Raw genomic sequence first — 25,803 nt, forward strand, 5'->3', positions numbered from 1 at the left:
GTCTTCTTGCTAATCACGCATCCGGTCCAGGCCGGAGAGGATCTGGGACGACTCTCGCCTCCTCGCGGGCCGGTTGTTGCGGGTGAGGTTCCAGCGGAAGTTCTTGTACGGGTCGGCTGCGCCGTGGCCCGTGCGGTGGGCGGCCTGGACGGCGTCGAGTGCCTCGTAGACCTGCTCTTCGGGGACGCCTTCTATGTCGCCCCTTATAGCCGTGATGGCGGGGGGCTTGCCTGTCTTTATGAGGCCGCGCATGACGGCGAGGACGGAGGTTGCGGCGTCGCCCTTGCGCTCGCCGAAGATGTCGGTGCCCTGCTTGCCCATCAGGACCATCGGGCGCGGGAAGGTGCCGAAGACGGGGACCGCGTAGTGGGCGTGGCGCAGGAGGAGGCGGCCCTTTTCTAGCTGGAGGAGCTCCTCGCGGGTCGTGCCGGAGAAGGAGCGGTAGCTGGAGTTGGTGAGTTCTTCGTCGCCTATGCGACCGTAGAGGCTTGTGGCTGCGTTGCCGACGACCTCGTCGTCTACCTTGGAGCGGAACTGCTGGGCGCCGAAGAGGGTGAGGTTCAGGTGGCGCCCACGGGCACTTATGTCCACGAGGGTGTCTTTGAGGCTGCTGGTCTTTGAGCCCGAGGGGGCGTACTTGTTCAGCTCGTCGACGAAGATGACGAGCTTGTCTACGCCGAGGCGGCCCTGCTCTGCCATCTCCCAGACGCTGTTTATGACCTTGGTAACGACGAGGTCCTGGGGGACGCCGGAGAGGTGCGAGATGTCGACGACGCGCATCTCCCGATCCTGGAAGGGGCCGTCGACCTGCGGGGAGTCGCCGTACTCGACCCGGCCGTGGACGAGGAGGCCCGCGCACTTGCTCGGGAGGACCCCGAAGCGGTTGCGGACCTTGGCTATGGTGGCCTGGTGGTGGCCGTTCCAGTAGGAGCTGTCGCTCTCCTCGAAGTACTCGAAGGCCTCATCTAGCTGCGAGTGGAAGCCGCGCATGGTACGGACGGGGACGGACCTGAGGTACTCGACGAAGCCCTTGAACTTGTCGTCGTAGTCGGTCGGGTCGAAGATGCGGCCGGCGTGGGGGAGGACGTCTTCGAGGTCCCACACGATGGGGTGGACGCAGGTGTCCTCGCCGCGGGCGTTGCGCAGGGTGTTCAGGTCCTTGGTGCGGAGGTCGGCGGCATGAACCATACCGTCGCCGCCGTCCTTGCCGAAGGCGAGCGGGGCGAAGATGCGGAGGTTCTCGAAGGGCTTTATTTCGAGGCCCAGAGACTCGTACATCTCGCGGTCCTCGGGGGGGAGGCCCTTCTGGTTCGCCTTCTTGTAACGCTCGGCGAGTTCGGGGTCCTTTTCGGAGTCTACTTCGACGGGCTTGTCCAGGAAGAGGAGGTCGGCGCCTTTTACGTTGAACATGAGGGCGGCGACTTTCTTGTCTTTTACGGTCTGGAAGGTGCTCGCGATGGTGAAGAGGGCGTGGCTGGTCTTGGTGGAGAGGCCGCTCATGCCGGTTATGTTGAGGTGGCCCGCTTCGGGGCCGAGGAGGTAGTCGCCGTCGACGAAGAGGGGGGTGCGCTGGGGGGAGCCGTCCTTCTCGTTGCCGTTCTCGTGGAGTAGCATCGGTATTTTGTGCCCCGCGAAGTCGTCCGTGCCGAGCGCGTACTCTATGGCCGCGCTCGTGGCGAAGAAGACGGGGCCCGTGCGGACGGGTCGCTTTGACTTCTTCTTCTCGTGGCGGTGCTTGGTGGCGAGGACGCGGGCTTTGAAGACCAGTATCTCGACGCGCTCGGAGAGGGCTTCGAGGGCCGGATCTCCGTCGTAGGCGTAGAAGTCGTCCAGGAAAGACTGGAGGTCCGAGTATCTTCTCGGATCGTCCAGGACGGCGACGGCGGTCGCGTCTTCAGCTTCGGCGGCTACGATGTGGCCGATGTCCAGGTTCTGGGCGGCTTCGGTCTCTGCGGTCCAGAAGAAGAACTCGTGGGCGGTTGCGGGGCTGTCCTCGCTCGTCACGACGCGGCCTATGGGGCCGAGTTCTTTATCCAGGAAATGGTCGTGAAGCATCTAGCTCCCTCCGTTGAGTGCGAGTTGGCGTTCGAGTTTCGAGTAGGACCGCTCCGAGCTCTGTACCAGGGGCTTCAGGATCTTCTCGACGTAGTGGATCGGGTAGATCATGGCGGGCCACCTCGGGTCCGGCTTCGCCAGCGGCGCCCGCTCGGCGATGACCCAGCGGCTGATCTCGTCCACGGTCTCGGGCTTCGTGTCCCTGGGCGCCTCGATCCTCATCAACGAACCCAACGCGTCGGCGCCCTGCTGGGGCGGCCACATTCTCAAGTACCAGGAGGTGCGCCGCTCGCTGAGGTCTCGCCGGAGCTGCCAGTCTGGGACGAAGCTCGTCGTCCTCATGCCTGGCTCCAGGTCGAGCAGCATCGCGACGTCCCTGCCGACGAACTCGGGGCGGGCGACGCTCTTTATGAGGCCGACGGCGCGCCGGTTGGACTCCCTGATATCCCTGAGCTGGCCGTCCACCGCGATCCAGGCCTCCGAATCCGCGAGCGTCCTATCGTCGAGCTCCCACCGGCGCAGCATCTCGCCCTCCAGCCGCTCCCTGAGCGTGCGCACCCGCGAGCGGGCCATCTCGCGCATCCCGACGTAGTCCGAGGGGTCCGCGCCGGGCACGTACGCCGCCGAGTCTACGACCAGGTGCGGGGAAGAGGGGACGTCCTCGACCCCGAACTCGGAGAAGCCGGCCCCGATGAGCAGGTCCCAGAACGCCCCGACCTTCTCGTCGCCGGCGCTGCGGGGCAGGATCACGGCCTGCACGACCGTCGGCGGGTCCTCGAGCGGCATCCGGGAGAACCGCCTGTCGCAGCGGTTGACGATAGCGGCGGCCACCGTTGCAACGATCACGGGCGACATCTCTATGCGCCCGATCTCCCTTGAGCTCTGGACACCGTCGAGAAAGTAACAGAGCCGCGAGGTGCCGTCGGACCGGCCGATGTCCCGCGGCCCCGGTGGCTCCTCCAGGTGGAAAGGACGCCCCGGCGGTGCCCCGTCTTCCTCGTCCTCGACCGGACGGTGGGCGAACTGCTGGCCCTCCAGGTGAACGGTCCCGGCACCCGCGGTTACATGGATGCCCTTTCGCCCGGCGTCGTCCAATGCCTGGCTTATCTTCGTAACGAAATCTTTAGAAGCGCTCCCCGCCAGCATGGCCGGAAGTATACGCGCGACGCCAGCCGAAGACTAACCGCCTAACCCTGAGCCTCGTTATCAGGTTCATACACCGACGTACCGAACCGCCCCGCCGCCGTCACCGCTTCGGTTTCCTCCGTCGAGCGGGAACCACCAGGCCCCCGCTTTGTAGGGCGTCCGTGCGACCAAAGTCCCGCATAGATTTGGGTCCTCTGGCCGGTTCGCCCTCTCCCCGTCGCCGTTACAGTCGTGGTGTAAGGAGATCCGTCCAGCGAAAGGAGAAAACCATGGCACAGAGAGCCACGTCCGTTATCGGGTCCCCCGAACATCCTGGGAGGGCGTCCTCAAACGAACTGCGGCCCTTGCCCTACAGCGCCTATCCGGGAGCCGGCGACGCCGACCGGCACGGGTTACAGCCCCTGCCGGCTTCCCTGCCGGCCGCTGATTTCGCGCGGGCCCGGCCCCACCGCGGCAGCAGATACTCCACGGTCGTCGCGGCGGACCTGACGCAAGACCAGCTCTTGCAGATGGCGCGGGTGGTGGCAGCCTCGTTCGCCCGCCGGGAACCGCAGGCCCGCCACCTCCAACCCCCGAAGAACCCGCCCGCGGGACTCATGGAGACGCTCCACACCGATCCGTTCGGCACCGACCCGTTCGGTTCGTGGGACGCGGAGACGCATCTGTACTGGATAATACGTCTCTTCGCCCTGACGGACCCCACCAGCCCGCGGGACGCCATCGAGATCAACGAGGAGGTACTGGCGCAATCCGTCGCCGTCGTGGACGGGGAGGGACGCGTCATCGGCGGCGCGTTCAACGAGACGATGCCGCCCTTCGACGTGGAGCCGCCGTTCCGGCAGGACGATCCGTTTCTCGACACCGTCGTGGCGGTCTGGGAGCCTGTCTACGCCGCGCTGGGCGCCCAGGACGCCGAGGCACTGACGGCCCTCTCCGAACGGTACCCGGCTTTCCGGGAGGCATACGGCGGGGGTAGGGTTGGTCACCACCTTCTGGTTGCCCGCTCCGACGATCTCCCGACAGAAGACGCCTTCGAGCTAGTGGCCGCGAGCGCGGAGCGCTACCTGGCGCTCGGCTATTCGTACATGGTCACAGAGGCCACCAACCAGTGGACCGGGGCGGCCTTCGAGGCCCTCGGCGGGGTGCGCGTGCACTTCGCCCCCTTCCAGGCGCGTCAGGCCGTTCGCAAGAGCGGCGAGCCGCTCGAGGGCATCACGACGAGCCCGAACGGGTTCCTGTCGGACAAGGACAGCGGGGGCATGTTCTACGTGGTCCGTCTCTCCTAGAAGGCCATCCCGACGTTCCGCGCGGTCGGGGGCCAGACGACGGTCTGGCCCCCTCCCCTTGACCAGATAGAGACGGCGCGAGAGGTCCGCCCGGGGTGGCGGCTTCACCCTCTTCGACGCTTTACCCGCTAGCCGGAGGAGGCTGCATCCGGTTCTCGTGCCGGACACGCGGGCGCCTGACCCGGGTCGTCGCAACCCATACAAGAATACGTTGCCCAGTACTAGAGGTCTTCCCGGTCCTCGGGTTCGGAGACGACCGACTCGAACTGCCTCTCGGCGAGGCCGACGGCCGAGCGGAAGCTGCGGCGCTGTTCTGGTGTTTCGGCGTAGGCGTCGCGGGCCATCTTGAGGATCTTCTTGGCCTCGTCGCGTTGCCTCTCCCCGTTTGGGATCTCCTTGGAGAACGCGTAGGCGAGGTCGCCTTCTTCCTCGTAGTAGAAGTGGAAGAAGACCTCCCTCTGCCGCCCGAGGCCCGAGAGGGCCGCGTCGCCCGAGACCTGGCTCACGTTCAGGAGCGTCGCCGCCGAGAAGGGTTCGCCGTCCATCGGGTAGACGGTGAAGGCGAGGCGCACGACGGGGCCGTAGAACGTCTTGTAGAACTCGAGTTGGCGCACGATGCGGGCGGGGCCCCTGATCCCCTCGATCTCCCTCCACGACGCCGCCGTGACCACGTGACCCTTGGGCGGCCTCATCGACTCGCGACCCCGCGTCGAGACCATCCTCGCCTGCGCCCCCCGTTCGAGCACGGCGGAGGCGAGGCTCTTTCGGACGTTCTCCGGGAGATCCAGGCCCCTCCTCTCCTCCGTCAAGACGGGTACCCTTCGCGGCCGAAGCGCTCGAAGAAGCGGGCGAAGTAGCCGACGGCCTCGAAGTAGTCGGCGAGGCGGACCGACTCGTTGGGGGAGTGGATGCGGCTCTCCGCGTTCGCGACGTTGCCGGTCATGATGGTCGGTATACCCAGCTCCGTGGCGAAGAGCGAGGTCGGCCCGCTGCCGCCGATGGTGGGGAAGACCACGGCGTCGTCGCGCCCGAGATCCTCCCAGGCCCCGACGGCCGTTTGCACGACGGGCGAGCCGACGGGCGTCTTGGCCGCCTCCACCCCGTGCAGGTCTACTACTTCGACGTCCCCGAAGCCGCGCCGGTCCAGGTGGGCGCGCAGGAGCTCGAGCACCGGACCCGGGCTCTGGCCCACCACGAGCCGGAAGTCCATCTTCACGAACGCCTCGGACGGGACTATCGTCTTCGACCCGGGACCCGTGTAGCCGCCCAGGATTCCTGCGATGTTCGCCGTGGGACGCAGGAGATACTCCCGAAGGGCCGCCTCGCCGGTGAGGTTTCGGTCGAGGGCTTCGACGCCCCAGAGTTTTCTCAGGGCGGCGTCGTCGAAGGGGATCTTCCGTATGGCTTCGAGCTCTTCGTCGGAGGGAGGCTCTATTAGATCCTCGAAGCCGTCGAGCGTGATCTCCCCGTTCTCGTCCTTGATGGTCCTCAGCGCCTGCACGAGCCGCCACACCGGGTTGGGCGCCACGCCGCCGTACATGCTGTGCAGGTCGTGGGAGGCGCCGCGGGCGCGGAGCTCGACGTAGGCCATCCCCTTCGTGCCGCACTCGATGCTGGGGCGCCCGGCCTCGTCTTTCATGGCGCCCTCCCACAGGCAGGCGTCGGCCGAGAGGAGGTCCGCGTTCGCCCGGACGAACGCGGCCAGGTTCGGGCTGCCCACCTCCTCCTCGCCCTCGATCAGGAACTTGAGCTTGAAGGGGAGCGGGCCGTGCTCCTGTATATATAGGCGCAGCGCCTGGATGCGCGCCAGCACGTCGCCCTTGTCGTCCGCGACGCCCCTGGCGTAGAGGGAGCCGTCCCTGACCGTCGGCCCGAACGGGTCGCTCTCCCAGAGGTCCAGCGGCTCCGGCGGCTGCACGTCGTAGTGGCCGTAGGAGAGGAGGGTCCGGCTCCCTTCCCCTATCTCGGCGTAGACGACCGGCTGGCCTTCGGTCTCCATGATGCGGGCCTCGGCGCCCGCGTCCCGCAGTTTGTCCGCAACCCATTCCGCGCAGGCCCGGAAGCCGCCGTCATCTTCCGGGCGGGCCGAGATCGAGGGCATCCTCAAGAACTCTTTTAGTTCTTCGAGCAGGGCGTCCTTCGACCCCTCTATCCGTCTCTCTGTCTCCATCTAAAATCCTCCGTTCGACTCAGTGGCAGGTTAGCATCTGGACGGGCTTGCGCCATCCGGGTTGGGCGTAGTCTCCCGCGGGACCCGCTGTTATATTGAGGCCGGAGGTTGCCCTTGGAGCAGAGGCCGGATCGCGAACTCGAGAAGAGGCGGACGCGGCACGCCCGCCGAAGCTCGGACGCGGACGAGTTCTGGGACGGCATCGGTGTGGACGTCGAGGGCATGAGCCCGAGGGCGCAGGTCATCACCTCGCTTGCTGTCCTGATCCCCGTGTTGCTTGGCGCTGCCTCGGTGTTGTTCTTGTTCACTAACTTCTGGTGGCTCGTCTTCGTTTTTGGATGGACGGTCTTCCCAGGCTTCAGCCTGTTGTTGAGGGGCATCGCGGGGCTCTCCGACAGCGAAGGGCGCAAGGAAATCCCCGGCGGCAGCAAGGAGCGAGAGTTGCTCTCCGTGCTGCGCGAGCACGAGGAGATCTCGCCGACCCGGGCCGCGATGGAGACTTCGCTGACGGTCGAGGAGGCCGACAACATGCTCAAAGAACTCGCGGCCAAGGGCCACCTCGACGTGCGGGTGCGCGGTGGCGGCATCTTCTACGGTCTCTGGAAAGGCGAAAGTGACCGGGAGCTCGAAGAAGGCCGCTGAGGCGTCGCGAGGGCAACAAGCTGACCGGCTGAAGTGCCGACCGGCCGACAAGCTCTTTCCAGTGTCGTGGGGGGATACCCGCGTGTTATTATTCAGGGCCCGGAAGGGGTTTCGGAGCGTGAGATCGAGAGCTTAGGGTAAACACGTTTTATGGAAGAGCGCAGGATACCGGAGACGCTCGAAGAGGCCTACAGGCTGCGCGACTCGGCCGGCTCCTTGCAGGAGCGGGACTTCTACCAGGAGCAGGTCTACGCGCTCCGGCGAGAGGAGTACCGTTCGCGCGGTATTCGGACCGAGATCTCCTCCCGCCGCCGCGAACGCCAGAGCGCCCTGGAATTTTCCCGCGAGATGTTCTTCCTGGAGGTGGCGGAGATCTCGGGCCGCTCCGGGAGCCGCGAGGCCCGCGCCGCCCAGCACGAGGCCCGGCGCTACGCCACCCGCCTCGACACCCACGCCTTCCTGAAACAGCTCGCCTCGCCCCACTCGGGCGCCGTCGAGCTCTACCGGCGCAACTACCTGGAGTTACTGAGGATGGGCAAGCCCCCCGCCGAGGCCTACTACCTCTCGCGCGTCATAGGGTTGGCGGGCGAGGGCGAGTTCCGGCGGGCCGCGGAGAGCGTGCGGGAGTCGGGCTACCCGACCAGGGGGAAGCTCGCGTACACCGTCGAGAAGACGGCGATCCAGATAAGGGATTTGCCCGGGGGCATGATCCTGATCCTGCTAACCTTCTTCGCCTCCCTCTTCGCCTTCGTGTGGGCCACGCAGACCTGGGACCAGGCCGGGGCGGGCACCATCTTCTTCGTCTCTTTGGGCCTGATCGCCGCGGGCGGCCTCATGTTGATCTCGGCCATCTTTATAGTTACCTTTATCCGGTCGATAAACAAGTAGCCCCGGCGCACGTGCGCCGGATACGGGGGGACAGCAATCTACGCGCCATCACCCAGACCGGATACGCCCGAGGAGACGGGGCTGTCCCGCCGCGAGCGCAGGCAACGCCGCAGGCAACTGCGCAAGACCCGCCAGCGGACCTTCAGACGGCGCCTCTTGTTGGTCCTTCCCGTCTTCGTGCTTCTGGCCGGGCTACTCTTCTTCCTGGCCTCCGCCACCGAGGACCCCGTCACCCGCGCCCAGACGCCCACCGCCGAACCCCGCCTCCAACCGCCGGACGCGGACGATGAGGGGGCGCCTCCCGGCGCCCGGGCCGGGGCCCAGCCCATTGCGCGGGCCGGGATCTCCGGCGCGGAGAAAGGAGACCTGCACCAGAAGCTGAAGAGGATAGCCGACGCCTACCCCGGCAGGTATGGGGTCGTCGTCTCCGACCCGTCCACCGGCCAGACGGTCTCGATGGACCCCGACGGGCGTTTTCTGGCCGCGAGCCTAAACAAGCTTCCGGTGCTCATGACGCTCTACCGGTCCGCGGCTGCCGGAACCGTCGATCTCGACGACGAGATCTCCATGCAGGCCTCCGACGTTCAGGCCTACGGGACGGGCTCCCTGTACACGAAGCCGATCGGCTACACCCTGACGTTGCGCGAGTGCGCGGCGTTCCTCATAAAAGAGAGCGACAACACGGCCTGGAAGATGCTCGACCGCTACCTTGGCCGGGACTACATCCGATCCGAGCTCCAGCGCGTGGGCGCCAGCACCACGGAGTACTGGATCCCGAACACCACGACCCCGAACGAGATCCTCATAATGCTGGAGAAGATAGCGGACCCCTCTTACACCAGCCCCGAGCTCTCCGCCGAGATGCTAGACCTCATGAAGAACACGGACTTCGAGGACCGCCTGCCCCAACCCCTCCCCAAAGGCGCCGAGGTCTCGCACAAGATCGGCTCCTACGGCGCGACCTTCGGCGACGCCGGCCTCGTCTTCCCGAAAGGCTCCAGCAGACCGGAGGATGCCTACTTCATAGTGGTCATGGTGGACGAGACCGGCGAGGGCACCGCCCGGGCCGCCATGCAGGAGATGTCTCTCGCCTCTTACAAAACTTTCGTGGAAGCCAGGCAGTAAGAGAGGCGGCCCTGTGTCACCTCGCACTGGTGCTGGGCGGGTGATCGGCTAAGATGTACCCACTGTAACGAAGAGCAGGGGGGATTTTTTCGTGAGGTACCTGAGCGTTTTGTTTGGTTCCGTCTTCGTCGCGACGGCGTTTGCGGCCGCCGCCGTCGTAACGGCCCCTCCCGAGGCCGAAGCGGCCACGGGTGGGTACGTGGGCAAGTGCGGAGGGGGCAAGATCTTCTTGAGCGCCGACGAGAGACAGAGCTTTTATCTCCACAACCAGCAGCGCAAGAGCCACAACCTGAGGCAGTTCTGCGTCCACCCGACATTGCAGAAGGTAGCCAGGGCGCACTCGAAGGACATGATCCAGCGCGACTACTTCTCCCACACCACCAAGGGCACCAGCCGGCAAGCGTGCGACCGCGTCAAGAACGCCGGATACCGCTTCCGCTACTGCGGCGAGAACATCGCGTACGGTTCCGGCTCCTACGGCGAACCGCAGAGCATCATGCGCTCCTGGATGAAGAGCACCGGCCACAGGCGCAACATCCTCAACGGCAAGTACCGCGAGATCGGCATCGGCGCCTACACCGGCACCTATAAGGGGATGCGGAACACGACGATGTACACGGCCGACTTCGGAACCCGTCTCTGAGCATCAGGTCCGCTGGAGCCCCCGCGCGCTACAGACGGGGCCCCGGTCATTCGGTCCCGTAACTGTTCCGCGTATTGTTAAGTAATTTTAAGAAATTGGGAAAAAATATGCGGAATGGTGTTGACATTAGGGTTCTCGGGTATGAAAATGCTCGGCGTAGGTAATTGTCGAACAGGAGGTAATGAAGTTGAGGAAGGTAATGCTTTTGGCGGCCATGCTCGCCATGGTGCTGGCGGCTGCGGCCCCGGCTCTCGCCCAGGACGCGGTTGCCGTCGACGAGGGCACCGCTACGGGCGGCGACGTCCAGTACGTGGACTGCTCGCAGGTTCAGGAGCTGACCGTTAACCAGGGTCAGTACGGCGACGCGGTTGCGGCTGCCGACGACGAGAGCGCCGCGGTTGCTGGCATCGCCCAGGAGCTCGGCATCACCCAGCAGCAGGTCAACGCGTGCCTCGGTGAGGTCGGCGCCGTTGCTGGTGGCGACATCAACGTTGACGGCTCCGCTGCCGCCGACGAGGGCTCGGCTTCCGCCGCTGCCGACGAGGGTTCGGCTTCCGCCGCTGCCGAGGGTTCCGCCTCCGCCGCCGCTGAGGGCGAGCTCCCCGAGACGGGTGGCGCTTCGCTGCTCGCGCTCGGTGCTGGCGCCCTTCTGGTCGCCGGTGGCCTTCTGGCCCGCAGGATCGTTCGGTAACTAACTAACCGAACGCAGCATCACAGGACGGGCCCCTTCGGGGGCCCGTCTTTTTCGTGCCCGGGTTTGTCGCGGGCGCTTCTGCCTTTCCTTGTATTCGCGGGGGGGAGTGGATATGCTCATGCGCGGTGATCTTGCATGAGCGGTACTATCTTTAGAGTCTCCGTGGGGTTTTTGGTTGGGGTTTTGGCTTTGATGGCCCTGGCCCTGTGCGCGGCCGACTACTATACGACGGAGCAGCAGCGTCTGGCGGCGGCCGGTGACCCGCGGGGCGCCCTGGAGGCCTCGAGGCTGGCGCTTCGGCTCGACCCCTTCGAGACCGACGCCCTGGAGGCGCAGGCCCGCGCTTTGCAGCAGCAGCAGAAGTACGAGGAGGCGGCGGCGGCGCTGCGGGAGGCCATAGAGCGCGACCCGAACAATTACCTCCCGTACCTGCTCCTCGGAAACCTGCAGCTCGCCATGGAGGATCGGGATGCCGCGGTGGAGAGCTACAGGGACGTGCTGGAGCTCAACCCCAAGGCGACGACCGCCAGCACCTACATGGCCCAGACCCTGGTCGTTCAGGGCAAGCTTCGGGAGGCGAAAGAAGAGTACCTGAAGCTTGAGAGGGAGGACCGGATTCCCTACGACGCGCTCTACAACCTCGGGAGGATCGAGGTCCGCACCGGCGAGGCCGAGGAGGGCTTGAAAGACATAAAGAGCGCCAGGCGCCAGGCGCGTTCGGGCCTGGAGGACCTCGAAGGGCCGCTCGCGAGGCAGCGCGAGGAATTTATACGCGGGATGGATCTCGCCGTTGCCGACGCGATGGTGGTGGCTGGCCGCGAGTCGGGGGCGCGTAGGATCCTCTCCAACAGCCCCTCCGAGCAGGCCCCGTCGCTGCTGCAGCTTCTAGACTCCGACCCTGACGCCTACCGCGAGCAGGTGGTGAACAGTGACATCTACTGACCGGCAAGGCTGGCAGGACGGTCGCAGGGACGCCACCTCGCTCGCCGAGGTCTTGCACGTCCTGAAGGGCCGGCGGTTGCTGGTGGTCGGCGCGGTGCTGGTTCTGGCCGGGATCGCCCTGCTCCTCGGGCTTTTCAGGGAGCCGGCGTACACGGCGGAGGCCGTGGTCGGCTTCGCGCCCAGGGAGGCGCCGGACGACGAGGGCGCGCAGCAGGCCTTCGCCCAGGAGGTGTTCTCGGCCGCCACCTCTCCGGGGAGTTTCTCCGAGGGCGTAAAGGAAGAAGCCGCCTGGCGCGGCACGGCGGGGGAGTTCAGTGATCGCCTCGACCCTGGCGTCTCCGTGCTGGGGAGCGGCGGCATGGAGATGAGGGTCTCGTTCTCCGGACGCGAGCCCGAAGAAGCGGCCAGGGTCGCCAACGCCTACGCGGAGATGTTCGCTTCGGAGGCCGGGCGCCTCGGTGACGAACAGCTCTCCGCGGGGACCGGCGTCGCGGAGGCGGCGGTGATGCGCCGGGCCGTGCCGTCCGAAGACTCCGGCCCGCCGGCACTGCTCTACGCTGCCGTCGCGGCCGGGGTGGGGCTCCTGCTCGGGGGGGGCGCCGCGCTCTCGTTGGAGGGGAGGTCCGGCGGCTGGCGGGACGTCCGCGACGCCGAGGTGACCCTCAGGGCCCCAGTCCTCGGGGCCATACCGGACTACTCCCCGACCGAGAACGAGGGTTGAGGATGAGCCTGGAAGCCGTCAGCGGAAGCGTCGTGCGGTCGCTTCTAGACCCCGGCTCGCCGGTCAGGCCCCATTACGAGGACCTGGCCGCAAGGCTGCTCTCCCTGGAGGAGATCCACAGCGTCGTCGTGACGAGCTCGGAGCCAGGTGCGGGGCGCACCAGCGTCTGCGTCGGCCTCGCGGGGGCCGTGGCCGGCATGGGGCGGCGGGCCGCCGTCGTGGACTGCAACCTCGAGGACCCCCAGCTCCACAGGGTGCTCGGCGAGCCCAACTTCGTGGGCCTCACCAGCGGTCTCGAAGGAGACAAGCCCCTCGAACAATACGGCCACGAGGTGGCGCCGGGCCTCCTCGTCGTGCCGACCGGTCTGCTGCCCCCCGACCCCGCCTCCCGCCTCGAACACGAGAGGCTCGTCGAGACCGTGCGCTCGCTCGAAGGGGGTAGGGATCTGGTCCTCATAGACGGTCCGGTCGCCGGCGGGGTGCTTTCGTCCCCGAACCTCTCGGGCGGCTTCGACGGGGTGCTACTCGTCGTGCACGCCTCCCGGACGCCCAAGAGCCTGGCCCGCGAGACGACCGACGACCTCCTGGAGGCGGGAACGAACCTGCTAGGGGTGGTGCTGAACGGATGCTAGTGGGCGTCAAGGGAGACCCGGCGTGAGGGGCATCGAGACGGTCGGGGACCGGCTCTTCGGCGCCGGCGGCCGGGACGAGGGAGGCGAGAAAGGGCGGCGTCCCGGGCGTTTGCTCGTCGTTTTCAAGGCCTTCGCCGTGCTCTCGGTCGTCGGCGCGACGGCGTTCGGTCTCGTGTCCGACGGCCTCTACTACGATACGCTGTGGCTTCTGGTCGCGGCCGGCGTTCTGGGGCTGCTCTTCGTGACCGTGCTCTCGCGGGGCTTCTACGGCGGGGTGTCGCGGGAAGGTTGGATCCTTGTCTCGCTGCTCGCCCTACTCGTCCTCGTGAAGGGTTTGTCCATGATCTGGACTATAAGCGAGACGGAGACGATCAAGGAGACCCTGAGGGCCTCGACGTACCTGGCGGCCTTCGCCATCGTCCTGGCCGTCGACGTCGCCGTGCCGCGTCTGGGATGGGCGCTGGTCGTCTCCCTCGCGGTGGCCCTGGGAGCGCTCTGGGAGAGCTCGTACTGGTTCGCCCTGCTCCTGCTGCTCCTGGCGGCCGTCGTCGGCGCGAGCGCCTTCGCCAGGGGCGGGCCGCCCGGCTACCGGCAGGTGGGCGCCCTGGTGGACGGCCTCTGCCTGGCCGTTGTCCCCGTCGCCGGGTACGGGATCCTGCAGAAGGCCTACCCGGCCGATTACGAGATAGATTCCATAGACCGCTACAGGGTGGACTCCACCCTGGGGTACCCGAACACCGCGGCCGTCGTCCTGGGCATGGGGGCACTGCTCGCGCTCTCCCGGATGACCTCGATGCGCAATCCCCTCTGGCGGGGGCTGTACTCCGTGCTCGTGCTCGGCTCCCTGGTCACGCTCTACCTCACGCTCTCCCGCGGCGGCATAGGTTCCTTCGGGATAGGCCTCATCGTCCTCTTCGCGCTAGGCAACAACCGCCTGCAGATGCTCGCCAACTTCCTGCTCGTCGGCCTCCCGGGCGCCTGGCTCTGGTGGCGGATGCAGGACCTCGGGGCGCTCCTGAGCGCCGATGTCCCCATGCGGGAGAAAATCTCTGACGGGACCGCCTTCAGGAACGACCTGATCGCGGCCCTCCTCGTCGCCTTCGTGCTGCAGGCGGCCTACGCCCTCTTCGTCTCCCGCTACGAGCTGACCTCTATCGCCAGGCGCTACGTCGGCCTCGCCGTCGGCGCCATCGGGGCCGTGGCGGCGGTCGTGGTCGCGGTGGTGGTCGTGACGGGGTTCGGCGGAATCGGCCAGACCGCGCGTGCCATCTTCAGCAACCCGGACCAGCAGGGAAGCGCGGCCGAGAGGCTGGTCTCCCTGGGCGTGGGCTTCAGGGCGGAGTACTGGAAGGTGGCCTGGGAGGCCTGGCTCGAACGCCCCTTCACCGGGACAGGGGCGGGCACCTTCCAGTACACGTGGCTGGAGAACAGAGATAGTATCCAGGGCGTAAAACAGGTCCACAACCTCTACCTGGAGCAGGGGACGGAGACCGGCCTCGTCGCCTTCCTCGCCCTTCTCGCCTTCGCTGCCCTCCTGCTCTTCTACGTCGGCAGGGCCGCCTGGCGGTACGGCCCCGACGGTGAGGGACGGCTCCTGCTCGCGGGCCTCCTGGCGGCCGTCACGGTCTACGGGGTCTCGTCCGTCTTCGAGTGGCACTGGTACCTGCCCGGCTCGACGCTCTTCTTCTTCGTGATCGCCGCCGCGGCTGTACGGCTCGCCCGTACGGAGGACCACCCGAAGGGCGCCGACGAGACCCCCCCCGGCTGAGGGATGTCGTGGTGTACCCCCCGCTGGTCGGCGACCGCCTCGGGAGGCTGCTTGGCGGCCTTCACCTAGACCTTGCCAGGGGGGACCATCGCAGAACGGTGTTCCTCGCCGGGACCGGGCGCAGCGGGACCACCTGGCTCTCCGGGCTCGTCAACCACGACCGGCTTTACCGCAACGTCTTCGAGCCGTTTCACCCCGGCAAGGTCGGGGCCCTTCGGGGTTTCCGGAGCAAGCAGTACCTCAGGCCCGATGATCGGCGCGAGGAGTTCCTGTACCCGGCGCGAAGGGTACTCTCCGGCGAGGTGAGGAGCTTCTGGACGGACCGGGGCGGCGCCTTGCTGGCCCGGCGGCGGCTCGTCAAGGACGTCAGGGCGAACCTGATGCTCGGCTGGATGGCGGACAACTTTCCCGGCATGCCCATAGTGCTGCTCGTGCGTCATCCCGGCGCGGTCGTCTCCTCCCGGCTCGCGCTCGAGTGGCGGGACAACCTCGACGAGACGATGGAGCAGAAGGAGTTGGTGGAGGATCACCTGCTCCCGATGGAGGCCGAGATCCTGGCCTCCACGGAGCCCTTCGAGCGGCACCTCTTCCTGTGGTGCATAGATAACTACGTCCCACTCAAACAGTTTCGACCAGGCGGCCTCCACCTGTGCTTCTACGAGAACCTGCTCCTCGACCCCGAGACCGAGCTCCGCCGCCTGTTCGGCTTTATAGGCCGGGACTTCGACGAAGGGGTTCTCCGTCGGATTGGACGTCCCTCTCCGACGAGCCGGCGGGAAACGCGCGGGGACCACGATGCCGAAGGGTGGGGGCGCGGGACGACGGGGCGCCAACTGGAGAGGGCTTCGGAGATACTCGGCCTCTTCGGCCTCGACCGCGTCTACGGCGAGGGGGCCACGCCCGATCCCTCAGGCGCCCGCGCCCTGATGGCCACGGGCAGTGCGTAAACCGCCCGTCGTGGTCCTCTCCGGCGTGCGCTGGGACTTTCTCTGGCAGCGCCACCAGGCGCTCGCCACGCTCTTCGACCGGGCCGGTTACCCGACCGCCTTCGTCGAGACCACGGGCCTCGCCAACCCGGGCCCGTCCGCCTCTCGCAAGGTCGCGGCCAGGCTGCGGAGGACCGGCAGGAAGGATCCGGGCGGCGGACCCTTCGTCTACCCCCCGCTCGTGCTGCCGCCGACCTACCGGGCCTTTAGGGTTGCCAACCGCAAGTTGTTCCTGCCGCGGGTGGCGCGGGACTTGCGCGGGTTTCTCGGCGAGAGGCCCATAGTCGTCGCCTACCCGCCGACCCGCACGACGCTCGACTTGATCCCGCACCTCGATCCCCGGCTCGTCCTCTACGACCTCGCGGACGACTACGAACGCTTCCCCGGCGCCCCGAAGGACATAGCCTCCACCGAGCGCGAGCTCCTGGTCCTTGCCGACCTGGTCTCCTGCACCTCAGAACCCCTGCTGCGGAAGGCCAGGCGCGTCAGGCCCGACGCCTTCCCGAGCGGTCCTGCGGTCGACTACGAACGGTTCGCCGCCCTGCGGGAGCATCCACCCGCCCTGCCGGCGCGTACCGTGTGTTTTTTCGGCCACCTGGGCCGGGAGCGCCTGGACTTCGAGGTACTGCGGGCGATAGCCCGGGCTGGCTTTCGGGTGCGGCTCTTGGGCAACGCCGAACGCGCCGAGAAGGGCTTTCTCGGAGAGCCGAACGTCGAGTACAGGGGGGAGGTCCCACACCACTTGTTGCCCGCGGCCCTCGCCGGTGTCGACGCCTTCATTCTGCCTTACAGAATGGGGGATCTTACACACGCCATCTCCCCCGCAAAGACCTACGAGTGCCTCGCGACCGGCAGGCCCGTCGTGGCCTCCCCCTTGCCGGCCCTGGAATCGCTCTCGAAGCACGTGTACCTGGCAGACGGACCGGAGGGTTTCGTAGAAGCCCTTGGAAACCTGGAGGGCACGGAGACGGGGGAGAGGGTCCGCGCCAGGAACCGGCTTGCGCGGGAGAACTCGTGGGAGGCGCGGTTTCGGGAGCTGGAGGACGTCATCTCGCGCTCCCTGCGGGACCGGCCGTGAGCCGTCCGGGCCGGGTCGATGTGTTAGGGGTGGGGGTCGACCCGGTGACGGTGGAAGGGTTGCACGCGGAGATCCGGCGTCTCGTCCGTCGCCGGGGTGGGGTCGTGCTCAACGTCAACGCCCACTGCCTCAACCTGTGTTACGAGGACCCCGGGCTGCGACGCTTCTTCGGCGCGGCCGACCTCGTCTTCTGCGACGGGGCCGGCGTGAGGCTGGCGGCGAAGATTCTCGGGGGGAGCCTGCCGGAGAGGATCACGTACGCCGACTGGCTCCCGCGCCTCGCGACGTTCGCCGAAAGCGAAGGCCTCTCCCTCTTCTTCCTGGGCGCCCGGCCCGGCGTGGCCGAGAAGGCAGCCAGAAGGCTCCGGAGCACCCGCCCGGGCCTGGAGATCGTCGGCATCCACCACGGCTTCTTCGACCACGCCGCGAACAGCCCGGAGAACGGTGCCGTGGTGGCGGAGATCAACGCCGCCGGGCCCGACCTGCTCCTTCTCGGCCTCGGAATGCCGCTGCAGGAGCGCTGGCTGATGGAGAACCTGGAGAACTTGAACGTCGGCGCGGCGCTCACCGGCGGGGCCTTCTTGGACTACGCCGCGGGGAACCTGCGCCGCGGCCCCCGCCTCCTGACGGACAACGGCCTCGAGTGGCTCGCCCGGCTCCTCGTCGAGCCCCGGCGGCTGTGGCGGCGTTACTTGCTCGGGAACCCCGTTTTCCTGGCCCGCGTCGTCGGGCAAAGGCTCCGCATGGTGGACGGATCTCGAAAAAGGCAAGAAATGTAAGCGACAACCCTTAAAGTTTTCGAACTTTTGTTCGATAATGACAAGACAAAGAGCACATCTTCTCTGGAGGGGGAAATGCGCAACCACCACAACATATTGGGCTTCGTGCTCCTTACACTGGCCGCAGTCATGGGAGTCGTGGGCCCGGGTTCGGGCGCGGAGGCCCGGCAGGCGGACGGCGCGCCGCCGACGGAGAAGACGGGTGGCGAGGCGGTCGGGGCCTCGGTGGTGCATCCCGAGGAATGGACCGTAGAACGGGAACCCTACACCTTCGACAGGACGTACGGATACACGTTGTGGTACCCCGACACGGACGAGGCTCACGACCACGGCGGGACGCCCGCTCTGCGGGTCGCGCTCGCCTACGATCTGGAGCCGGGGGACATCGAAGGCGAGGTCAGGGAGACGATCTCCGCCTACCCGGACCTGCCCATGAAGCGCGAGACCGTGGGCGTGGCCGAGAGAGGCTACGGGGGCGTCGCGGTCGGTCCCATCCCGGGCAGCACCCCGTTCACCGAGGTGTACGTGCCGGTCAACGGCCGGGTGTACAAGATCAACGCCTACCTGAAGCCGGGGCAGGAAGGCCTGAGCGCGCAGGACAGGGACCTGCTGTCGGGCGTAAAGTTCGAGCCCCCCTCCCGTTCGGTCGCCTCGCTGGACGTCCCGGCCGCCAACGCGCCGGAGACGCTCTACGACGCAGGGAACCAGAGGCTGCTCTCGCGAGAGCAGGAGACGCGGGCGGAAGCGCTCTCGTTCGAGCCGGAGCAGTCGAGGGCTTCGACGGACCCCAAGGCAGCCGGGACCGGAGAGGCCCAGATCTCGGAAGGCTGCTGGAGGGCCAACTCGGACTTCTTCGTGCAGACCCAACACGGCCTGTACGCCAACAGCCGCTCCGACGACGGCATACCGACGGGGCGGACCGTCATCGGCAAGCCCAACTACTGGGGGCAGTACACGCACGGCAACCTCGGCTACGGCCGGTGCGCCTCCGACTACTACACGAACGACAAGTTCGCCGTCGACTACCCCATGAACCGCGGCGACGCCCTGTGGTCGCCCTTCAAGTGCGGCCGGGTAACCTTCGCCGGTAGAAACGAGTCGCACAAAAACTACGGCATCTTCGTCGTCATAAAATCCTGCCACAACAAGTACGTGAGTATGTCGGCCCACCTGAACGCCTTGAAGCGGGGCATCTCCCGGGGAGACAACGTCAGTAACAGCACCGTCATAGGCTTCGCCGGGGATACCGGGGACCCGAGCATCCCGGTCGGGCGGGTGCATCTGCACCAGGCCTTCTACCGCTACCCGAAATATCTCCAGGATGGTTCGCCTTACGGCGGCAGGGGATTGCAGGTGGTCCGCCACCGCTTCGTTGGCACCTCGGTCAACGCTAAGAGCCCGGGGATCTACTCCTTTGGCTGGAAACACGACGATGGGGCGACCTGCCGCAGGGGCATCATTTGCGGCAAGGGGTACAAGATCAGCAACTAGCGAGGCCGGGGCGCGGACCGGGGATGCCGGGCGGTATACTCCGCCCTCGTAGGTACCCGTGCGTTTGTTGAGAGACATTCCGAAAAGGCTCCTCGGCTTCAAGTTCTTGCGGCGCACCATGAGCGTGGCGGTCCTGGCGGCCATGGACGGCGCTGCCCTCCTCTTCGGCCTGCTCGGGGCGATGCGGCTCCTGACCGGCGCCGGGGATGGGCGGACGATCTCGCTCGTCCCGCTTCTGGTCGGCGCCTGGGTCGTGGTTTGCGCCGCTTTCAGGCTCTACGACCGGGCGCCGGTCAGGCGCAACCCCGGGGCTTTGATCGGGGCCTCCGCGTGTTGGGCCGGCCTGACCCTCGTCGGGGCCGCGGTCTACCCCGAGAGTGGCCTGACCCTGTCCGGCGTCCTGGTCTCTGCTCTGCTGGCCTTCTTCTGCGCCGGCGCTTTGAGGTTCTTCTTCGAGTGGGGCGTGGCGCGGGTCTACCGCCGCGGCCTCGGCCAGACGCCGGTCCTGGTGGTGGGCGGGGAGCCCGACCGGGCGCGGGTGCTGCGTACGATGGGGCGGGCTGGTGGGGCCTACGTCCTGGCCGGCGAGGTCGGCCTGGAGGGCGGCACGGTCGACCTTGCGGCGATGCGGGCCGCGCTCGACACGACCGAAGCCCGCATCGTCGTGCTCGCCGGGGCCGAGCGGCTGCCGGATGACGAGCTCCTCGAACTGCTCCGCTCCATGCGCCTGCGCGGCGTGCCCTTGCGCGTGGCACCCGGTGCCCTCGCCCTCATGCGTGGCCGGACCATCCTCTCCGAGAGCATGGGAATGCCGCTGCTCGAGGTCCGATACCCGCAGCTGGACAACTCCCAGCGGGCGCTCAAGCGGGCCCTCGACGTCGTGATTTCGTTGGCCGGCATCCTGCTGCTGTGGCCGCTCTTTTTCCTCGTCGCCCTCGCCGTCCGGCTCGACTCGCCCGGGCCGGCGCTCTTCCGCCAAAAAAGGGTCGGCGCCGACGGAAAGACCTTCGTTTGCCTCATGCTCAGGACCATGCGGGCAGACGCCGAAGTTCTGCAGGAGGAGTTAGAGGCGATGAACGAGGCGCGGGGCCCGATCTTCAAGATAAAAAGAGACCCCCGAGTGACCCGCGTCGGGGGGTTCCTGAGGCGCTGGAGCCTCGACGAGCTTCCTCAGCTCGTCAACGTGCTCAAGGGGGAGATGAGCCTCGTCGGGCCGAGGCCGCTGCCGGTACGCGACTTCCTGAGGATGGAAGAGGCCCACAAGCGTAGGCTCGGCGCGGTGCCGGGGATGACGGGGTACTGGCAGATCAGCGGCAGAAGCGACCTCTCCTTCGAGGACATGGTCCGCCTCGACCTCTACTACATAGAGAACTGGTCGCTCTCTTTCGACCTCAAGATCATACTCAAGACCCTCGGCGCCGTCCTGCGCCGCGAAGGCGCGTACTGAGAAGCACGCCGGCTTCGCCTCCGCTTTCAGCGCGCTTCGGGCCTTCGGCCCTCGCTTTCAGCGCGCTTCGGGCCTTCGGCCCTCGCTTTCAGCGCGCTTCGGGCCTTCGGCCCTCGCTTTCAGCGCGCTTCGGGCCTTCGGCCCTCGCTTTCAGCGCGCTTCGGGCCTTCGGCCCTCGCTCTCAGCCCGTCAGCTCTGCGGTCTTGGATGTTACGGGAAGACCTTTGCGGTCATCTTGCCGGTTTGATCTAGAATAGGCTGCGGCGCGCCGGCCTTTGGGGCCGGGCGCGGAGACGCTTTTTTCGGAGGTAAGAGCTTGAATGTAGTCCTGGTTATCTTGGACAGCCTGCGCAAGGACCACGTCGGCGTGTACGGCAACGACCGTGTCGAGACCCCGAACCTGGACGCTTTGGCGGGCGAGAGCTTCCGCTTTACGCGGGCCTACCCGGAGTCCCTGCCGACCATCTGCGCCCGACGCGCGATCCATACGGGCCTCAGGACCTTTCCTTTCAGGAACAGGGTCGAACTGCCGGGGGAGACGTTTCAGCCGGCCGGCTGGCAGCCCATTCCCGAGGACCAGGTAACGCTCTCGGAGACGCTGGTGAACGCGGGGTACAACACGGTGCTCTACTCCGACACCCAGCCGATGTTCCACCCGTCGATGAACTTTCAGCGCGGTTTTCGGGTCTTTGACTGGATCCGGGGCCAGGAGCGCGACCGCTACCGCCCGAAGACCCTTGCCCCCGAAGACCTCGTCGAGCAGAACACGGTCCCCGGCAACGACGAGGGCATGATCAGCAAGGTCCAGCAATACCTCGCCAACACCCGCACCCGGAAGGGCGAGGAGGATTACTTCGCCCCGAGCCTCTTCGCCCGCGGTATGGAGTTTCTGGAGCGCTCCGACGAGGGACAGCCCTTCTTCCTGGTGCTCGACTCCTTCGACCCGCACGAGCCCTGGGACCCGCCCGAGGAGTACGCGAGCATGTACTCCGACGGCTACGAAGGCCGCGACCCCATCGTCCCGAACTACGGCGGCTCCGAGTGGATCGAAGACGCCGAGCTGGAGCGGATGCGCGCCCTCTACGCCGGCGAGGTGACGATGGTCGACCGCTGGTTCGGGCGCTTCATGGACAAGATGAAGGAGACCGGAAGGGCGGACGACACCATACTCGTAGTCCTCGCCGACCACGGGGTGGCCCTCGGCGAGCACGGTTACACGGGCAAACCCTTCAACGCGCTCTGGCCCGAGCTTACGGACATACCGTTCATGATCCGGCACCCAGAAGGTCTCGGCGCCGGCCAGACCAGCGACTACTTCGCCTCCACCCACGACGTGGCCCCGACCATCCTCGGTTTGCTCGGCCTGCTCCCCCAGGAACGGATGGACGGCCAGTACCTCTCAACCCTTATGGAGGGCGGCGAACTACCGCCCAGAGACCACTTCACTTTGGGTTACGCCGACCACGTCTGGGCCCGAGACGAACGTTACCTCATGTTCTCCCGCAACGACCGGTCCGAGCCCCACCTCTACGACCTCCAGAACGATCCCGGTGCCAGCCGGAACCTGGCCGACAGCGACCCCGACCGCGTCGCGCGCATGTTCGACGACTACGTACTCGCCGACGCCGGCGGTTCATTGGATGGCTAGGTACTTTTCGCGCCGGGCTTTCCGTTCGGGCGAAAACCCCTATAATCTCCTGCCGTGAACGAGGAGAACAAACCCAAACGAGACGAGCTTCGGCCCACGGTCGGCCAGGGTTCCGCGCCCGAGCCGGAGGCTGAGGCTCCCCCGGTGACGCCACCCGGCAACGCGGACGACGGCCGGCGGGGGGACGACACCTACGTGGCCCGGGTCGCCCGCGGGGCCGGCATCAGCACGGCTGGGCAGGGCATCGGGCGCGTGCTCGGGTACGTGGCGCAGGTCGCCGTCGCCAGGCTGCTCGGCGCGCAATTCTACGGCTTCTACACCTTAGGCGTGGCCGTGGTCAACGGGGTGCATATAGTCTCCAGGTTCGGCATGGAGAACGGGGTCGTGCGCTACGTGGCGCACCACCGCGAGCACGGGGACGAGGCGAGGGTCCGGGGGACCATCGTCCAAGCGCTCCTGATCACGCTGGCCATAAGCCTCGCCCTCTCCGTGGTGATGTTCTTCGGGGCCGGCCTGATCGCCGACCGTCTGCCAAAGGACGCCCCCGAGATGGTCATGGTGCTCCAGGCTTTCGCTTTCGTGCTGCCGTTCTTCGTCTTTATGAGCATGACCGCCTGGGCCACGCAAGGCTTCCAGACCGTCACCTACGCCGCCTACATCCAGCAGTTCATACGTCCCGGCCTGTTCTTGCTGTTCGTCGGAGCCTGCTACCTGATAGGCGCGGGCATCGTAGGCGTCATAGCCGCCTACGCCCTGGCGATGTTCCTCGCCGGCGTCGCCGGGCTCTACTACCTCAAAAAGCTCTTCCCGCCGCTCTTCGACAGGCAGGCTCAGACGAAGTTCGAGACGAAGGCGCTCTTCGGGGTCTCCGTGCCGATGAGCGTCACCCAGGGGGCGCAGTACCTCAACAACTTCTCGGCGATCCTGATCCTCGGCGCCTTTGCGGCGGGATCTCCGGTCGGCATCTTCAACGCCGCGGCCCGCACGGCCACCTTTCTTACTGCCGTGCGCTTCGCGTTCTCCGGCATCTTCTCGCCGATCATCTCGGGCCTCCACGCGAGGCAGGACAGGGAGGAGATGGGCCGGCTCTACAAGGACGTCTCGCGCTGGATCTTCACCGGCGCCTTCGTCCTGTTCCTGGTGATAGTGGTCTTCGCCCCGCAGGTGATGTCCGTCTTCGGGGCGAGCTTCGGCCAGGGCGTTACGGCCCTCGTCATCGTCGCGGTCGCCCAGCTCTACAGCTCCTCCGTCGGTCCCGCGCCAAGGATGCTCGCCATGACCGGCAACCAGAACTTCGCCATGATCGCCACCTCCGTGGCGGCCGTTACCGGCGTGGTGGTTAGCCTCATCCTCATACCGCGCTACGAGATACTCGGCGCCGCCATAGGGATGGCGACCGCCATTATCACGGAGAACACGGGCACGATGGCCGCCGTGAAGTGGCGGCTTGGTTTCTGGCCTTTCAACCTCGCCTGGCTCAAACCGCTCGCCGCCGGCGCCATCGCGGCCACCGCGACGTACGCGATCACGCTCTTCGTCATCCTCCCCGGCGGCCCGATCCCGAACGTCATGGTCTTCGGCGGCTTTCTCGGCCTCCTGTTCCTCGCCCTCCTGTTCCTCTTCGGCCTCTCGGACACCGACAAGGAGTTCCTCGGCGCTTTCTGGAACGTCGCCAAACGCTACCTGCCGGCCCGCTTCCGCGGCGGGGGTGAGAACCGTGGATAGCTCCCCCGTAAAGGTCCTCTACGTGGCCGGCCTCGGCCGGAGCGGGAGCACGATACTAGCCAACACTCTGGGCCAGGTTGACGGCTTTTTCTCCGGGGGCGAGTTGAATTTTATCTGGAAGCACGCCCTGATAGAGAACAGGCTCTGCGGCTGCGGCAGGCCCTCCCGCGAGTGCCCGTTCTGGGGACCTGTCTTCGACGGGGAGTTCGGCGGGCAGAGCGAGTCCCTCGCCCGCGAGATGATGCGCCTTCAGTACTCGGGCGCCCGGACCCGGCACATCCCCCTCATGCTCACCGAAGGCGGCAGGGAGAAGATAAGGACCCGCCTCGGCAAGTTCCTGGACAACACCGGACGGCTCTACGGGGCGATCCGCTCGGTCTCGGGTAGTCGCGTCGTGGTCGACACATCCAAGGAACCGGCCTACGGCTACGCCCTGGGCATGGTCCCCGGCGTAGACCTGCGGGTCCTGCACCTGGTCCGCGACCCCAGGGCCGCCGCCTACTCCTGGGCCAAAAAGAAGCCCCAGCCCGACAGCGCCGACCGCGAGTTCATGCACCGGAAGACCCCCACCCAGAGCGCCGTCTTGTGGGACGCCTGGAACGCCGCCATAGAGGCCCTGTGGCGCCGGTCCCCCGATAAGTACCTCCGCCTGCGCTACGAGGATTTTATAGCCGACCCACGAACGAGCTTCGAGGCAATGCTCAAGCTCGTAGGGGAAGAGGGGGCGGAGCTTCCGCTCGTCGGAGACCGCGAGGTCAAGCTCGGCATCAGCCACACCGCCTCGGGCAACCCAAACCGCTTCGACACCGGGGCCGTCGAGCTAAAGCAGGACCAGGCCTGGACCGAGAGGATGAACGGACGGGACCAGAAGCTCGTAACCGCCCTGACCCTGCCGCTACTGGCGCGCTACCACTACCCGCTGACGTAAGCCTCCGCCGGAAGATCCTTGCAATAAAGCGGATCGCGGTGGCTACATGCCACCGCGATCCGAACGGTCAGCAGTCAGCCCGCTCCGGCTTCGCCTCCGCTTTCAGCCATCAGCGGCCGGCTTTTTGCCCTTGCTGAAAGCTGACCGCTGAAAGCTGACAGCCTTCCAAAGAGGCCCAACCTCTTCGCAAACCGCTTTAGGTCAGGTCACGTAGCCCTACGGCGGCTTGCAGAAGGACGGAAACCTTCGCGAATAGGCCAGGGGTCGTAGAGTTCTCCAGGTTTTCGGGTTCTTGGGCTCTTGGGGGTGAGGGATGGGTCTTGCCCGGAGTTTCGTGACGCACCCCTTCAAACCTGAATGCCTCAAAGCCTCACGAACCTCCCGGTTCATCTCTTATGCAAGTCGCTCTAACCGACTGCCCGTGGAAGCGCACGCCGCGCTCGAAAGGTTGCACGAGGATGCCTTCGGGTTTGCGGAGAACCAGCAGCGTACACCAGAAGTTTCCCAGGTAGAACGGCAAGATGCAGGCGAGGACCGGCGCCGCGGTCGGGAACCTGACGACGTACGCCAGCACCACCGCGCACGAGAGCAAGACCGGTGCGCCGTACGAGATCGCGAACTGCCCCCTGGTAAACCTGTGATCCGGCGCCCTCCACCAGGCGAAGAGCGGGCCGTTGCCCCGCTCGATCCACCCCACGCGTCGCGGTCGCGCTCCGAAACGGCGCAAGACCGCGTACTGGGCCAGGTCGGGTAACACGAGCCCCGCCGCGACCGCCGCCAACAGCCAGGACCAGACCGCCTGCCCGGCCACACCCTCCCACCCGGACCACGACGCCACGTAGAGACCCGCCAGCAACGACGCCACAAGAAAGACGGCGAAGACTGCGTAGAAACGTCGACCCGGAACGTACTCCTCCGTCGCGAATCCTTCGTCGACCTCCACGCCTTAGACCCCTTTCGTGACCTTCGCCAACCCGTTAGGCTCTTCCTGCGGGATCACAGCCTACTT

23 protein-coding genes are annotated in these 25,803 nt (G+C 66.7%); 18 read left to right on the forward strand and 5 right to left on the reverse strand.

The annotated features are described in order from the left end of the window. Positions 1-9: 9 nt before the first annotated feature. Both GBA63_RS03035 and GBA63_RS03040 read right to left on the reverse strand, forming a co-directional pair. Positions 10-2,055, reverse strand: coding sequence for an ATP-binding protein (locus tag GBA63_RS03035; RefSeq protein WP_166173368.1), 2,046 nt, complete (start codon positions 2,053-2,055; stop codon positions 10-12). Further along, on the reverse strand, positions 2,056-3,201 hold the full coding sequence (locus tag GBA63_RS03040; protein ID WP_166173370.1) for a hypothetical protein: 1,146 nt from the start codon (positions 3,199-3,201) through the stop codon (positions 2,056-2,058). Positions 3,202-3,470: 269 nt separating this feature from the next. On the opposite strand from GBA63_RS03040, the gene GBA63_RS03045 reads away from it, so the two are divergent. Next, positions 3,471-4,487, forward strand: coding sequence for a hypothetical protein (locus GBA63_RS03045; protein WP_166173372.1), 1,017 nt, complete (start codon positions 3,471-3,473; stop codon positions 4,485-4,487). 221 nt (positions 4,488-4,708) lie between these two features. Here the strand turns inward: GBA63_RS03045 and GBA63_RS03050 are convergent, their stop codons facing one another. Both GBA63_RS03050 and GBA63_RS03055 read right to left on the reverse strand, forming a co-directional pair. Next, complete coding sequence (locus GBA63_RS03050) at positions 4,709-5,296, reverse strand: hypothetical protein (RefSeq protein WP_166173374.1); 588 nt, start codon at positions 5,294-5,296, stop codon at positions 4,709-4,711. After that, a complete protein-coding gene (locus GBA63_RS03055) occupies positions 5,293-6,657 on the reverse strand; it encodes a M20/M25/M40 family metallo-hydrolase (protein ID WP_166173376.1) in 1,365 nt (454 codons plus the stop codon). Before GBA63_RS03055 ends, GBA63_RS03050 begins: the two co-directional genes overlap by 4 nt. A 114-nt stretch (positions 6,658-6,771) precedes the next feature. Here GBA63_RS03055 and GBA63_RS03060 point away from each other — a divergent pair, with 114 nt between their 5' ends. The 17 genes from GBA63_RS03060 to GBA63_RS03140 all read left to right on the forward strand — a co-directional run bounded on the left by GBA63_RS03060 (position 6,772) and on the right by GBA63_RS03140 (position 24,794). Then, positions 6,772-7,299 carry a hypothetical protein gene (locus tag GBA63_RS03060; protein ID WP_166173378.1) on the forward strand — a complete coding sequence of 176 codons (528 nt, stop codon included), beginning with the start codon at positions 6,772-6,774 and terminating at the stop codon, positions 7,297-7,299. A gap of 150 nt (positions 7,300-7,449) precedes the next feature. Further along, positions 7,450-8,187, forward strand: coding sequence for a hypothetical protein (locus tag GBA63_RS03065; protein ID WP_166173380.1), 738 nt, complete (start codon positions 7,450-7,452; stop codon positions 8,185-8,187). Between the two features lie 156 nt (positions 8,188-8,343). Then, complete coding sequence (locus GBA63_RS03070) at positions 8,344-9,312, forward strand: serine hydrolase (protein WP_166173382.1); 969 nt, start codon at positions 8,344-8,346, stop codon at positions 9,310-9,312. A 91-nt stretch (positions 9,313-9,403) separates the two neighbouring features. Beyond that, on the forward strand, positions 9,404-9,955 hold the full coding sequence (locus tag GBA63_RS03075; protein WP_166173384.1) for a CAP domain-containing protein: 552 nt from the start codon (positions 9,404-9,406) through the stop codon (positions 9,953-9,955). 181 nt (positions 9,956-10,136) lie between these two features. Next, complete coding sequence (locus GBA63_RS03080; RefSeq protein ID WP_228282280.1) at positions 10,137-10,646, forward strand: LPXTG cell wall anchor domain-containing protein; 510 nt, start codon at positions 10,137-10,139, stop codon at positions 10,644-10,646. 165 nt (positions 10,647-10,811) lie between these two features. Next, positions 10,812-11,591 carry a tetratricopeptide repeat protein gene (locus GBA63_RS03085; RefSeq protein WP_166173386.1) on the forward strand — a complete coding sequence of 260 codons (780 nt, stop codon included), beginning with the start codon at positions 10,812-10,814 and terminating at the stop codon, positions 11,589-11,591. Next, positions 11,578-12,312 (forward strand): hypothetical protein, encoded by a 735-nt coding sequence (locus GBA63_RS03090; protein WP_166173388.1) that lies wholly within the window; start codon positions 11,578-11,580, stop codon positions 12,310-12,312. Before GBA63_RS03085 ends, GBA63_RS03090 begins: the two co-directional genes overlap by 14 nt. Before the next feature lie 2 nt (positions 12,313-12,314). After that, the gene (locus tag GBA63_RS03095; protein ID WP_166173390.1) at positions 12,315-12,944 is read left to right on the forward strand and encodes a tyrosine-protein kinase family protein; all 630 of its coding nucleotides are present in this window, start codon (positions 12,315-12,317) and stop codon (positions 12,942-12,944) included. 22 nt (positions 12,945-12,966) lie between these two features. Next, the gene (locus tag GBA63_RS03100; RefSeq protein ID WP_166173392.1) at positions 12,967-14,712 is read left to right on the forward strand and encodes an O-antigen ligase family protein; all 1,746 of its coding nucleotides are present in this window, start codon (positions 12,967-12,969) and stop codon (positions 14,710-14,712) included. Between the two features lie 11 nt (positions 14,713-14,723). After that, entirely contained in the window at positions 14,724-15,659 is a 936-nt protein-coding gene (locus GBA63_RS03105; protein WP_166173394.1) for a sulfotransferase, read from the forward strand. Next, a complete protein-coding gene (locus tag GBA63_RS03110) occupies positions 15,652-16,776 on the forward strand; it encodes a glycosyltransferase family protein (protein ID WP_166173396.1) in 1,125 nt (374 codons plus the stop codon). Before GBA63_RS03105 ends, GBA63_RS03110 begins: the two co-directional genes overlap by 8 nt. A gap of 29 nt (positions 16,777-16,805) precedes the next feature. Further along, entirely contained in the window at positions 16,806-17,555 is a 750-nt protein-coding gene (locus GBA63_RS03115) for a WecB/TagA/CpsF family glycosyltransferase (protein ID WP_166173398.1), read from the forward strand. A 75-nt stretch (positions 17,556-17,630) separates the two neighbouring features. Next, complete coding sequence (locus GBA63_RS03120) at positions 17,631-19,046, forward strand: M23 family metallopeptidase (protein WP_166173400.1); 1,416 nt, start codon at positions 17,631-17,633, stop codon at positions 19,044-19,046. Between the two features lie 58 nt (positions 19,047-19,104). Next, complete coding sequence (locus GBA63_RS03125; RefSeq protein WP_166173402.1) at positions 19,105-20,493, forward strand: sugar transferase; 1,389 nt, start codon at positions 19,105-19,107, stop codon at positions 20,491-20,493. 316 nt (positions 20,494-20,809) lie between these two features. Further along, a complete protein-coding gene (locus GBA63_RS03130; protein WP_166173404.1) occupies positions 20,810-22,141 on the forward strand; it encodes a sulfatase in 1,332 nt (443 codons plus the stop codon). 54 nt (positions 22,142-22,195) lie between these two features. Beyond that, complete coding sequence (locus tag GBA63_RS03135; RefSeq protein ID WP_166173406.1) at positions 22,196-23,866, forward strand: flippase; 1,671 nt, start codon at positions 22,196-22,198, stop codon at positions 23,864-23,866. Next, the gene (locus GBA63_RS03140) at positions 23,859-24,794 is read left to right on the forward strand and encodes a sulfotransferase (protein ID WP_166173408.1); all 936 of its coding nucleotides are present in this window, start codon (positions 23,859-23,861) and stop codon (positions 24,792-24,794) included. Before GBA63_RS03135 ends, GBA63_RS03140 begins: the two co-directional genes overlap by 8 nt. A 370-nt stretch (positions 24,795-25,164) precedes the next feature. On the opposite strand, the gene GBA63_RS03145 is transcribed toward GBA63_RS03140, so the two are convergent. Then, positions 25,165-25,737 (reverse strand): DUF3267 domain-containing protein, encoded by a 573-nt coding sequence (locus tag GBA63_RS03145; protein ID WP_166173410.1) that lies wholly within the window; start codon positions 25,735-25,737, stop codon positions 25,165-25,167. Positions 25,738-25,803: the final 66 nt, after the last annotated feature.

Origin of the sequence: Rubrobacter tropicus (genome assembly GCF_011492945.1) — a bacterium.
GTDB classification, from domain to species: domain Bacteria; phylum Actinomycetota; class Rubrobacteria; order Rubrobacterales; family Rubrobacteraceae; genus Rubrobacter_D; species Rubrobacter_D tropicus.

Bases quoted from the DNA above. Each gene is read 5' to 3' on its own strand.
- GBA63_RS03035 (WP_166173368.1), bottom strand. From the start codon at position 2,055: ATGCTTCACGACCATTTCCTGGATAAAGAACTCGGCCCCATAGGCCGC.
- GBA63_RS03040 (WP_166173370.1), bottom strand. From the start codon at position 3,201: ATGCTGGCGGGGAGCGCTTCTAAAGATTTCGTTACGAAGATAAGCCAG.
- GBA63_RS03045 (WP_166173372.1), top strand. From the start codon at position 3,471: ATGGCACAGAGAGCCACGTCCGTTATCGGGTCCCCCGAACATCCTGGG.
- GBA63_RS03055 (WP_166173376.1), bottom strand. From the start codon at position 6,657: ATGGAGACAGAGAGACGGATAGAGGGGTCGAAGGACGCCCTGCTCGAA.
- GBA63_RS03065 (WP_166173380.1), top strand. From the start codon at position 7,450: ATGGAAGAGCGCAGGATACCGGAGACGCTCGAAGAGGCCTACAGGCTG.
- GBA63_RS03080 (WP_228282280.1), top strand. From the start codon at position 10,137: ATGAAGTTGAGGAAGGTAATGCTTTTGGCGGCCATGCTCGCCATGGTG.
- GBA63_RS03095 (WP_166173390.1), top strand. From the start codon at position 12,315: ATGAGCCTGGAAGCCGTCAGCGGAAGCGTCGTGCGGTCGCTTCTAGAC.
- GBA63_RS03120 (WP_166173400.1), top strand. From the start codon at position 17,631: ATGCGCAACCACCACAACATATTGGGCTTCGTGCTCCTTACACTGGCC.